Annotated in this window: 10 protein-coding genes; 6 read left to right on the plus strand and 4 right to left on the minus strand. The window is 64.9% G+C overall.

Going from position 1 to position 11,617, the window contains the following annotated elements; all coding sequences use genetic code 11:
* Positions 1-8: 8 nt before the first annotated feature.
* Positions 9-149 carry an ATP-binding protein gene (locus HG543_RS45325; protein ID WP_343073596.1) on the plus strand — a complete coding sequence of 47 codons (141 nt, stop codon included), beginning with the start codon at positions 9-11 and terminating at the stop codon, positions 147-149.
* Positions 150-166: 17 nt separating this feature from the next.
* On the opposite strand, the gene HG543_RS45330 is transcribed toward HG543_RS45325, so the two are convergent.
* Entirely contained in the window at positions 167-1,345 is a 1,179-nt protein-coding gene (locus tag HG543_RS45330) for an SRPBCC family protein (protein WP_169351193.1), read from the minus strand.
* A gap of 238 nt (positions 1,346-1,583) precedes the next feature.
* On the opposite strand from HG543_RS45330, the gene HG543_RS45335 reads away from it, so the two are divergent.
* Together HG543_RS45335 and HG543_RS45340 are read left to right on the plus strand one after the other, a co-directional pair.
* Positions 1,584-1,802: a hypothetical protein gene (locus HG543_RS45335; RefSeq protein ID WP_169351194.1), complete on the plus strand. Its 219-nt coding sequence runs from the start codon at positions 1,584-1,586 to the stop codon at positions 1,800-1,802.
* 155 nt (positions 1,803-1,957) lie between these two features.
* Positions 1,958-2,641 (plus strand): phosphoribosyltransferase, encoded by a 684-nt coding sequence (locus HG543_RS45340; RefSeq protein ID WP_169351195.1) that lies wholly within the window; start codon positions 1,958-1,960, stop codon positions 2,639-2,641.
* A 62-nt stretch (positions 2,642-2,703) separates the two neighbouring features.
* Here HG543_RS45340 and HG543_RS56650 read toward each other — a convergent pair whose 3' ends face one another.
* Positions 2,704-2,826: a hypothetical protein gene (locus tag HG543_RS56650; protein WP_281404535.1), complete on the minus strand. Its 123-nt coding sequence runs from the start codon at positions 2,824-2,826 to the stop codon at positions 2,704-2,706.
* 40 nt (positions 2,827-2,866) lie between these two features.
* On the opposite strand from HG543_RS56650, the gene HG543_RS45345 reads away from it, so the two are divergent.
* The 3 genes from HG543_RS45345 (at position 2,867) to HG543_RS45355 (ending at position 8,944) form a co-directional block, all read left to right on the plus strand.
* Positions 2,867-3,511: a hypothetical protein gene (locus HG543_RS45345; protein WP_169351196.1), complete on the plus strand. Its 645-nt coding sequence runs from the start codon at positions 2,867-2,869 to the stop codon at positions 3,509-3,511.
* Positions 3,508-4,425 carry a type VI immunity family protein gene (locus HG543_RS45350; protein WP_169351197.1) on the plus strand — a complete coding sequence of 306 codons (918 nt, stop codon included), beginning with the start codon at positions 3,508-3,510 and terminating at the stop codon, positions 4,423-4,425. Before HG543_RS45345 ends, HG543_RS45350 begins: the two co-directional genes overlap by 4 nt.
* A gap of 355 nt (positions 4,426-4,780) precedes the next feature.
* Positions 4,781-8,944, plus strand: a complete 4,164-nt coding sequence (locus HG543_RS45355) for a hypothetical protein (protein ID WP_169351198.1) — start codon at positions 4,781-4,783, stop codon at positions 8,942-8,944.
* A gap of 47 nt (positions 8,945-8,991) precedes the next feature.
* Here the strand turns inward: HG543_RS45355 and HG543_RS45360 are convergent, their stop codons facing one another.
* Both HG543_RS45360 and HG543_RS45365 read right to left on the minus strand, forming a co-directional pair.
* Positions 8,992-10,170 (minus strand): winged helix-turn-helix domain-containing protein, encoded by a 1,179-nt coding sequence (locus HG543_RS45360; RefSeq protein WP_169351199.1) that lies wholly within the window; start codon positions 10,168-10,170, stop codon positions 8,992-8,994.
* Positions 10,171-10,185: 15 nt separating this feature from the next.
* The gene (locus HG543_RS45365) at positions 10,186-11,331 is read right to left on the minus strand and encodes a caspase family protein (protein ID WP_169351200.1); all 1,146 of its coding nucleotides are present in this window, start codon (positions 11,329-11,331) and stop codon (positions 10,186-10,188) included.
* Positions 11,332-11,617 lie beyond the last annotated feature (286 nt).

Consider the following 11,617-nt stretch of genomic DNA (forward strand, 5'->3'; position numbering starts at 1 on the left):
GCCTGGGGCTGGGGCTATACATCGTCCAGCAGCTCGTGCTGGCGCACGGCGGGAGCATCACCGCGACCTCCTCCGGGGAGGAGGGCACCGTGTTCACCGTGCGGCTGCCGTGCGGGCTTCCCCGGGAGGTGGCCGCCCCCGCCTCGTGAGCGGGGGCGGAGAGGTGTCATTGCACCGTCGGTGACAGTCGCTCGGGCGAGAGCTGCTCTCGCGTCACCGTCTCGTGGCCGGTGGCCTTGCCGCGCTCCAGGAGCGACTTGAAGCGCAGCAGGTCGTCGTCCATCTGCTTCTTCGGGTCGGCGCCCAGCAGCTTCGCGAACGCGTGGCCGATGGCGCCCGCGGGCGGGTTGTACGCGAGGCGGATGTCCACGCGCGTGCCGCCCTGGGGCGTGGGCTCGAAGTGGATGATGCCGGAGTTGGGCACCGCCGTGCCCTCCGCGCTGCGCCACGCGAGGATGCGGTTGGGGATGCGCTTGGTGATGTAGGCATCCCATTCGAAGCGCAGGCCGGCGGGACCCTGCACCTTCCAGTGCGAGCGCTCGTCCTCCTCCACGCGGACCTCGTCCACGTGGGTCATGAAGCGCGGGAAGTTCTGCATCGCGCTCCAGAAGGCGAACACCTCCTCCACCGGTGCATTCACCGTGATGTCCTTGTGGAGGGTGATGGCGCGCGTGCCGGCGCCCACGCCCGTCAGTCGCCGCGTGTCCAGGTTGGTGAGGGCACGGATGCTCAGCCCCAGTCCGCCGATGCGCGCCACCGCGGCGAGGAGCCCCCGTTGCGAGAAGCCCCACCCCGTCAGCGCCAGCCCTCCGAGCGCTCCGAACAGGCGTGCCGTGGGGGACCAGTGCCGCTGGGTGAAGGGCCACGTCTCGCCGGGGCGCGGCACGCCGCCCTGCAGGTCCGGGTGGTTGCCGGGCTCGGGGTACGGGGCCAGCCGGTTGTCCAGGCCTCGCACGCCGCGCACGCGGCCGATGCGCTGCACCACGCGCCGGAGCTCGGGATACAGGATGGCGCCCTCCAGCAGGAGGGTGCCGTCCCGGGAGGTGACGCGGATGGCGCCGGGGTGCGAGCACACGCGGCCCAGCGCCGAGCGCACGCGCTCCTCCAGCGTCACGTCATCCACCGGACGGGAGCGCAGCAGGCGGAAGGACTCGAAGAAGAGGCCTCGCGTGCGGTGGGACAGGTCCCTGGCCACGATGCCCACCGCGCCGCTGGCCTGATGCGCGGCGTGGACGGCGTGGCCCTGCAGGTGCGAGCGCCGCCACCGTCCGCTGCGCGGGTCGGACCAGTACATCACCCCCGCCCCCACTCCGATGCCCCCAATGCTCCACCAGGCAGCCTTCATCGCGTGCCTCCTCGTCTTGGCTTTCCTTCAACGGAACGTGAAGGCGGCGATGGCGCGGTGCAGCAGCCAGGAAGGGCGAGTCGTGGGTGTGTCTCGAAGGCGTGCCCGGTCCCCGGGCGGACGGGCAGGCGCTCGGGATTCGGGCTCGTTGAACAGGCGACGGTGGCGGTGCCTGTCTGCCCGGGGGTGAGCAAGGTGTACGGGCTGTCGAACCTCATGGAGTCAGGAGACCCGACGTATGGCCGTACCGCCGACGACGCCCGGTAGCCCCGTGAAGGACCCGGAGCCGGGGAAGCCACCCGAGCGTGAGCCGCCCACGCGCGCGCCTCCGGAAATCGAGCCGCCCACGCGCGCGCCTCCGGAAATCGAGCCGCCCAAGCCGCCGGACATCTCCCCGCCGGGGATTCATGATCCGCCCATGCCCACGCAGCCGGGCAGGCCGGAGATCATCGCGTAGGCACGACGGGGCCGACTTCGTTCCGGCCGAGCGGTGGTGTCTCCGCAGGCCTCGGGAGCGGCCCCCGTGCGCGTGGGGTCCGTTCCCCTCCTCCCGCGAGGTGATCAACTTCGAGGGAGAGACGCGTCCCGAGTGGGGGGCGGGAGGAGCGGAACATGCGAGGGCCCGAGTTCCTGGACCGATACGAGGGAGGCCTCGTGCTCGCGGGCCTGCTGGGGCCCTACGCGCACCGGCCGGACACGGTGGTGCTGGCGCTGCCGAGGGGTGGCTTGCCGGTGGCCTATGAAGTCGCTCGGAGGCTGGGGGCTCCGCTGGACGTGTTCCTGGTGCGCAAGCTGGGCGCGCCCCACCACGAGGAGCTGGCGATGGGGGCGATTGCCTCCGGGGGCGTGCGGGTCATCAATCGCGAGGTGGTGGACGAGCTGCACGTCTCCGACGCGCAGATTGACGCCACGGCGGAGCGCGAGGGGCTGGAGCTGCAGCGGCGCGAGCTGCGGTACCGGGAAGGACGGCCGCCGCCGGACGTGCGCGGGCGCACGGTGATTCTCGTGGACGATGGCCTGGCCACGGGCACGACGATGCGCGCCGCGGTGGCGGCGCTGCGCCATCAGGGGCCCGAGCGCATCGTGGTCGCGGTGCCCGTGGGGGCGACGGAGTCGTGCGAGGACCTGGCGGCCGAGGCGGACGAGGTCATCTGCGCTCGCATGCCGGAGCCGTTCTACGCCGTGGGCCTGTGGTACCGCGACTTCGCGCAGACCTCGGATGAAGAGGTGCGCGAGCTGCTGGCACGGGCGGCGCAGGAGCGCGGGGCGGGCGTGGAGCAGCCTTCCGTCATGTGATGCGGGTTAGGCTCCTGGCACGCGGGAGAGGCGTGTCCCGGAGGAGAACCCGTGCGGTCCGTTCATGCCGTGTGGTTGCTCACGGCCAGTTTGATGTTGGTGGGATGTGGCACCGCGGCTCCCTCGGGACGCGGCGGGCCGAGGCACTTCGCGCAGACGGCGGACTCGGCGACCAGCGTCTGCATGCGCAATCCCGCGTGCTACACGGCAGTGGGCGAAGACGCGGTGCTGCCGTGGCTGGCGCGTGCGGCGAGTGTGGCACGCACGGCCTCCGCCGCGCTGCGGCTGCTGAGCGCGGCGGAACTCCATCGTGTCGAGTCCATCCTGGTGGACTGCGTCAAGGCAGCGCACTTTCAGGTCAACGAGCGGATGTTCGGCCAGGGAAAGCGGCCCACGCTCGAACAGTGCGAGGAGAAGGTGAAGAACCCCTGGAATCAGGAGGTGAAGCTCTCCGTGGAGTTGGGGCGCCTCAAGCATGAGGACGCATTCGAATGCGTCCGAAGGGAGCTGGATGCGTTCATGCAGGGTGGCTACAGCATCGAGCCACGCTACGCATATAACGTGAAGACGAAACAGACGCGGTTGATCAGCCGGGAACAGGTGGAGGAATGGCTCCAGGCGGGATGGCAGCACCTGTTGCTGGGGACGCTGGTGCCGGATTTCGTGATTCATGAGACGGGAAACCCGCTGAAGGTGCAGGCCGTCTACGACTTCAAGTTTCCTTGCGCGAATGACCTGGACGTCCAGTGGAGGCTCTACCCACCACGGCACCCCTATCAATTCAAGGACCAGGGAAGGATGTACAAAGAAGCCCTGGGCGGTGACGAGACTCCAGCGCTCGTGAGCCCCATCCTCGGGATCAACAGATGAACGACCGCTATCCGCGCATCCGCCTCTACAGTGAATTCGAGGGCGAGCGATACCTGACCATCAGGGACAGCGTGAACATCACCTTCTACATGCGAACTGCGCATCGTGACGTGGCGCGGTCGGTGCTGAACGCCCTGGAAACCTATCGACGAGCCATTGGCCCCCGCCTGTTGGGCTGGTACGTCGACTACGCAGGTGACTGGCAGAAGCTGGACGACACCGGATGGTCGTTCGTCCATGACGAACTGCTCCAGATGGAGGGGACCCAGCTCAAGCTGGCTGAACGGCCCGATGCAAGGACCGGGTACGAGTTCGGCTATCAGGGTCGGCCGTTCGATCTGCCCGATTATGACGCCTCGCCTGGCGAGCTGACCTCTCTCTCATGCTGGGTGCCCACGGAGTACTTGGAGGAGCATGGCCCGGCTCGGGTCCGCGAGCTGGCCATCGAACTGGGCGCACGACTGCCCTTCCAGTCAGGCCATGCGGGACTCTGCTTCCATTTCAACGAGTGGCTTGTCGGAATGACCCGGCATGTGCGGGAGCTGTGCTTCGAATACCCGGGACTGGACATCTCGACCTGGGAGAGCACATCCACAAAGCTAGGAGCGCGACTCAAGGCGGTGCAGTGGCTCACCTTCCTCGGTCCGCCTGTGCTCCAGGAAGTCGGCGGCGTCTCCGGCCTGGGCTCCCGGCTGCGCTCCCCGGAAACCACCGTGCAGGCCCTGGACGGCGACCGTGCCGTCATCACCCTGGGCTCCTGGCCCGAGGCAGGCACCACCGAACCCGAGCGCACGCTGGCCCCCTACCGCGAGCTCGCGCGCCTGCTGGAGCCCTGGCTCTTCCTCGATCGCCGCCGTTTGCGCGGCTTCACACCGGAGGACATGCGCCGCTGGGAGCGCCGGTTCCTCGACTGACGCCCGCTGCCATTGGCCGCGATGGTGGAGGCGCCATAAAGGTGCGTAACCCAGGATTGGAGCGGACCGGCTATTCCGTCGCACCTTTGAGGTAGCCGAAGGGGCTGGCCTGCTTGACGGTCAAGAGCAGATGCACGCATCCTGGAATGCCCGGATTACCCACGCGGCCTGTGGGGTTGGTGCCGGTGCGGGCCCAACCGAGAACCGTGGTTGTGAGTCAATGCAGTAGCAGCCCCTCGCCTGAAGCATCCTCAAAGAGCCACAAAGGCAGGAGTTTACTTCAGCCGGCTGCACTGTAGGCGCACCGATGTGGCATACTCAATTCAACGAGACTCGATTAAAGTGGAGGTCTTCCTTGGCCGAGCCTGGCGCTCAAGCCGCACTCAGGGGGTACCGGCTTCAATCGCTGTACACCCTCTACCGCCTGTTGCAGCCGGCGGATAACGCGAAATCCTTCCGGCTTGAGGGACACGAGGATCTCGACATCCTGGATGGCGAAGGGCACATCCTGGAGGTTATCCAGTTAAAGGCGTACGCAACCGCCCTGTCTCTGTCACACCTTAAACCACAGAAGGCGGATTCCTTCTTCAGACGCGTGCTTCGTCGGCGTGCCTCGTTTCCGGAGGCGCGCGAGAGCATTGTGTCCTTTGGCCCATACGGGGCTGAAATGCAGGCGGCATGGGCGGGCGATCCGGCGCATCGGGCTCACGCGTTGGAACTGTTCGAGTCCTGGGACTATACGCCAGCCCAGGCTCAGGAACTGTTGGCGACGGTGCGACTCGACACCGCCAACGAGACAGAGCTGGAAGCTGCTATCTTCGCCATCCTGAAAGAGACTGTCACAGGGTGCGATCCAGTCTCTGCCTTTGACGTGCTACATGCTTGGCTGTTTCAGGCGGCGGAGGAACGCGCGACAATCACGCGAAGCGAGTTGCAAGAGCGGCTTCTCGCCGTAGGTCGATTCCTCAAAGAGCGAGATGCACACCAAGCCGAATGGTTCACGGCGGTAAGGCCCCTTGAGGATATAAGCGTCCTCCCTAAAAATGAGTTGGACAAGGAGTTCTACCAAGGCGTTTCCACCCGTTACGAACACATCCTCGCGGGCGTCGATATCGTACGACCAGGACTCCTGGCCATGCTCAAGGCTGCCTTCGACAGCTCACGGGTCGTCGTAGTCCGTGGCGCTTCCGGGCAGGGCAAAAGTACGCTCGCGTATCGGTTCCTGCATGACCATGTCCCCGCAGCGAGCCGCTTTGAAGTACGGCTGGTGCAGGATCGTCGTCACGCCCTCAACATCGCACGGGCCCTGCTGGGGCACCTCTCCAACATTGGTGCGGTCAGCTACATCTATATCGACGTGACTCCAGGCGATACGGCCTGGACGGACCTCGTACAGTCGCTCAGCGGGCATCCCTCCGCACGAATCCTCGTGACTATTCGCGAGGAGGACTGGCTGCGAGCAAGTATCAGCGGTGCGGACTTGCTGTTCGAGGAAGTAAAGCTTCAGTTCGAGGAAAACGAGGCGCGGTCGATCTATTCGCTACTTCTTGAGCGGACTCCTCGGTCCAAGCACTTGGACTTCGAGGAAGTCTGGGAAAGATTCGGCGGCGGACCTCTGCTGGAGTTCACCTATCTCGTCACTCATCACGATACTCTCAAGGGGCGGCTTGGGCAACAGGTGCGCAGGCTGAGCGATGAGGTCCAGCGAGGCGTTAGACCCCGCGCGGAGATGGAACTGCTGCGCAGGGTGGCAGTCGCCTCCGCCTACGGTGCCCGTCTGGATCTGGTCCTTCTCGCCCGAGACCTCGAATTGTCCGAGCCGCTCCTGAGCGTGCAGAGGCTTGAGCGCGAGTACCTCATTCGCCCAGACTCGGCAGGCCGCTTGGTGGAGGGCCTACACCCGGTTCGCTCGGAGATTCTCGTTGGCTTGCTCACGGATCCCGTTTTCACCCCTTGGGCCGAAGTGGCAACCCGCAGCCTCTCGCAGATGGTGGAATGTGACCTCGGCGAGTTCCTGCTCAACGCCTTTTCTCGCCACTCAAACGCCAGCGACACGCTCCAGCAGGCGCTCTCGTCACTGAAGCCGCTGTCTTGGGAGGGGGTTGCGCAGGTCTGCCGCGCGCTCGTGTGGTGGGGGTTGTCTGACTACGTGACCCATGATGCGGCTGTTCTTGCCGAGGCCAAGAAACACTACGGGAAAGCCTGGTGGGTGGCGTTAAAAGTTGACGTAGGCAATGTGCGAGGAGCCGCTCCAGGGCTCATGACGAACCCACTCGAAGAGCTAAATATCATCTCGGAGGAGCGCAAACAGGCTTGGCGGGAGCTTCAGGCCCGGCAAAGCGACCCCACCGAGATCTTTGCAGCCGCAAGCCGGTGGTTGCGTAATGTGACGTGGCAATTGAAGGCCCCCGCCAGCGCTGAGGGTTGGATCGACACCGCCGAGGTCGTATTCCGCGCCGCTTGGTATAAGCTCCCGCTTCCCGGGCTGGGAGAACTGCTTGAGGCCTACGCCTCCGCACTGAATGAACTTCCCCTGGAGACTGCGGTGGACGTCGCATACGCATGCTCCTTCCATGTGGATGCGCAAGTGTCCGATCGGTTGGAGTCCCTGCGTCCAAGATTGCTCGAGCGTATTCGCCGAGAGCTTCGGATCGTCCGGTTGGATGACGACGGTCAACGGATCAAGGCGCACTTCGTTATCATTCCCAGAGAGTTTGGTCTTTCCACTGCACCAGAGTTGAATGACCAGAACCTGTTCCATGCGATCGCAATACGGTGCGCTAACTTGCTCAGGGGAGTCTTTCCCGTCCGGAGCGTGTATGCCACCCAGGGATATGGACATCGCTTCAGCATGCTTCCCGTCGATTTCGACGAAACGGTCAAGAATATCGAAGCCGGGTACCTGCCACCTGAGTGGGCCGCTCGTATCAACAACATGTTTCTGAACCTCGCCAGCTATTCGGACCGGCCGGCTACCTGGGAGGCGCATGCACGAGAGGTGCTTGCGATACGACAAGAGCTAGTGCGCCTGCTACAAATGATTCGAGTCGCACTCGAAGAATATTTCCAGGGAAGAGACGCCAAGCCGCTGGTCCGTGCAGGCCGACCCGATTGGGAAGACTATGAGGGTAGCCGGAGGCGCATTGCGTTGCGAACACAACTCCTCCCACAGGCCGCAGTGGATGAATGGGGCTTCTCCTCAGAAGGAAATGACCAAGCCGCGCCGACGGTCTCATACGGGCGAGATCATCAAGTCGCGCTGCTACGACACAAGCCCTACGTCTCGCTTCTGCGCGACTACGAGCGCTCTCTCTCGAACTTCCTGAAACAGGCGCTCGACGCGCTGCTGCTCCAACCGCTCTTAATCCGGGGCAACGCCGCGCAAACCGAGGTCGCGCGCACGGTGCTACAAAAGCGGGACCGCCAGAAGCTCGACACGAACCTGCCCATGTCGAACCTGTCGGATGCACTCGCGAAGCTTCCAGCCCTACGCCGCGAGTTCCGGGCCCGCCTAGCCCGCTTCTTAGACGAGGGCGAACTGGCCGTGCTGGAAACACGTGAGGAGGAAACGCTGCACGCTGTGCGGGCCTTGTGGCTGATGTTCACGACTGCTCCCGCGCGAGGTGACGTGCGACAGCCCCTCCGCTTGGCGCAAAGCAGGGTCGAGAAAGCTCTCGAGCTCATCCGGGGCGATCTGCTCGTAGGATTCAAAGCGCTCGCCGAGCAGCAGGCGACGGCTCGAATTCTTGCGGTAGGCGCGAGTTGGAACCAGGGGCCAGCCCTGTGGCTGGTGCTCGATATGGACAGTCCTCTCACCCTGCACCCGGCGCGTGAGGCGTTACTCCGCATCCTGCATTCTGCTCTCGCTCGGGATAAGATCGGCCTGCCACTTCTGCATGTGGTACGCACGACGTGGCAGCACATCGTCATTATCCCTACCTTTCGTGGTCGGGCAATTGCCTCCTCCGCCTGGGCATTTTCCGCACTCACGCTCATTTGCAATCGCCCGGAAGAACTCGGCTGGTGGAATCAGGCCCTACACCCGGTCCCAGAAGAGACATGGGACGGACTTGGAATCGAGCGTTGGACCCATTCTCGTATCTCTTGGGCCGAGGATTTCCAGGCGGCACTAGGACAATTTGGTCTGATGCTCGATGAGTTCGCGCATGTAGTGGATTCCCTTGCAGATGTAGAGGTGGATACGTTGGGGCGGGAGGTCCTCACTGAATTCGCGCGTGTCGAACAAGAGCGCATGCGCGAGGTGGTTGAACGAGTTGTCGAGACGTTGACGAGGATGTTCCGGTTTCTCACGGCGCTCGGCCCGGATGCACTAGCGGCGCGGCCATTTCTAACTGCCGTCGTCCCGGATCTTCGAAGCATCTCAGAGGTGTTTCAGGGCATCGACATAGTGGGGCCGGAAGAACTCCAACGCCTGCGCGACGGCTACAAAAACATTCTCAGCTCAGGAGAGGTCGTGCGCCTTTACTGGCTTGCCGATGCCCTAGAGCATGGGGCGTAGCGCAAGAGCACTCAGGTGCTATCAAGCCAGGCTCCGCCACCGGAGATTCACTGCTTGCGGCGCCAGCCCTGAACAAGCCCCTCGGTGAAGAGGACATGCGGCCGGAGTGCGGGTGACAGCTCGGATAAGGTCGCGGCCTCACGCACCGACCACCGGCCGTCGGAGTGCTCGACGAAGCGCTTGTCGTCCTTCATCTGCCGGCACAGATAGGCCTCGAGGTTCTTGCTGCGGCTGTGGGCTCCCGCAGCTCGGACTCGCTGCGCGAGTTCGGACAGATTGAGCGGCTCACGGGCCTTCACCAGCTCGCGCCGGGCGTGCTCCTTGAGGCTCAGCCGGCGAGGGTTGGGCTGGATGTCTCGCTCAATGAGCTGCTGGGCCTGAGCGCGCTCTTGGCTCTTGGCCTGGAGCTGATTGAAGAACTCAGCGATTCCCGGCAGCACGGCCCGGTAGGTGCCAGGGTTCGCCGCTGCAGCGATGAGCGCTGCCCGACCAGCCCACCGGAACGCCGGTGGCATGCGGTCCAGCAGGTTCCATGCGCCCTTGACCATCTCAAACGTGAGGAACGTTCCAGCCGTCAGCACGCCAAAACGGCCAATCTCTTCCGTGACGGCGCGTGCGTACTTCCTCAGCGTCGCGGGCAGGTCGTGGTCCTTGGCTTGGAAGACAGGATATCCCGTGGCCTTCCAGTCGGCGTCGCGCGAGAGCACTGCGTCGAGCTTGAGGTGCTCGAAGAGCTGCGCATAGGCAACGTCCTTGGGGTCTCTCGCGCGAAGCCGCTCGATGGCCGGCGAGGAGATGTCGGGCGGCTCGACGATCTGGATGCTCTTGAGCAGCTCCTGCCTTGCCTCTTGCACGCGGGAAAATGGCAGCGGCTCCCTCATCTTGGACGGCTGGTATCGGGCGAGATGTTCGTCATCGACCTCCCGGAGAAGGTCGGGAGGGGCGAACACCTGAACCACGCCGGCAGCAACAGCCTCTTCCAGGGGCGTGCGAGTCTCGACCGTCGCATATCGAGCCTTGGTCCAGATGGCGGAGAGCACCCGGTTCGCGTCAATCAGCAGCATCACCTGGTCGAGCACTCGAACCGGGGCGCCAAGGAAGGGAACCCCGTGCTTCCGCAGATCGGGGAGCTGGTCGGACGGAAACGGGCATGAAACGTCGTACGTCACCTGCTTGCCGAAGAGCACGTAGGTGCGCTGGTTGGCGGACGGGGATGGGGTATTCATGGAGGAGGTACAGGCTCACCAGGAGCGCACAACCCGGACAGGCTGAATCATGGGGATCTGAATGGGCTGCTGGACCACCCGATGCTGACCCACGATCTGGTCTCGCTCGTCCATCACGGTGATGAGGGACTCGACGGAGCGCCCCGTCGGAAGCTGACCGACCGGCACCGAGACGAAGAGCGCGAGCTGCTCGTCGTTGCGCTGGGGGATGACTCGGTGAGATGGCGAGGCGCAACTCCAGCCGGTTCCGTCATGGAAAACGTGATGGACAAATGTGGGCAGCAACTTGCGCCCGATGACGCGCACTGCGAAGTCCACACGTGCCGACAGGGGGCCACCAGGAGGTCCCCACAAGTGCCACGGCCGCTGATGGACACCGGCTCCGCCCAGGGGCTGGAGCACCTCCGTCAGTGCTAGGGGGAAGTCGTCCAGCCCCCCGCTTCGCTGCGGCAGCGGGTCGCCCTCCCGGTCGAGAATTCCGGCGGCATTAAGGAACACGCGCCCGGCGGAAACGCCGCGCGAGCCGAGATCCGGCCATGCATCGCGAGCCGCCCTCAGCAACGCCGTGGTGAAGACGCCCTGGGCACCCCGCTCCGTCGCGTTCGTCTGCCGGTCCACTGCGGTAATGACCCGGAGTCCCGGGTGCGCTCGACGCAACAGATCGAGGTAGATACCCGCCGAGTCTTCCGGCGCGGGCAGCCCTCCGACACCGTCGAAATGCTGGTGGACGGCACCGGCCTCGCAGGCATCGAGGACGAGCAGATGCCAACGCGCAGGGATGGACCGAATGGAACGGGCCAGCTCCACGAAGCCCATGAGCCCATCCCACGTCAGGATGCCCTGGTGCGACCCGTGCCCGGAGAAGTAGACGACGACCTGGTCCCAGGCGCTCTCGGACGCCTGCCGGAACACTCTCCTGAGCTGGGCGAGATTTGCGGCGCGATCCATCAGCGGCAGGACCTGCTCGAAGCTGCCACCGCGGGCTGAGTAGAGGAAGCGCCCGAAGCGTCGGGCGTCGCCCACGCAGCCGCGAAGCCGCGTCTGCGGCGGCGGGTAGGCGTCAATTCCGATGACGATGGCAAGGCGACGCATACGGTTGTGTGCCACGGGTGGCTTCTCCGAGTGACCGAGCAGATTGAGTATGGCTGCAGCCTCCGACATGCGGAGACACCTGTTCAGTAGGACGCGGCGACCAGGCGGACCTCGGAACACGGCCCGTGTTCCAGGACTTCCTCAGGAGACTGGCGCACGCCCGCATGTCTCCTCCACAGCCTTCCAACACAAACGGAGGCCAGCGCACCCTCGTGCGCCGCGGCGCCTCTGCCACGGAGGGCCCGTCCCCCCGCCCGCCTCCCCGCCGGGGATCCATTCCGTCCGCCCGACTGCAACATGGCGGGCAGTGAATCTGGTTTAGGCTCGCGCGGTTCCGCCCACCCCTTCATGACCG

Origin of the sequence: Pyxidicoccus fallax, assembly GCF_012933655.1 — a bacterium.
GTDB lineage: Bacteria > Myxococcota > Myxococcia > Myxococcales > Myxococcaceae > Myxococcus > Myxococcus fallax.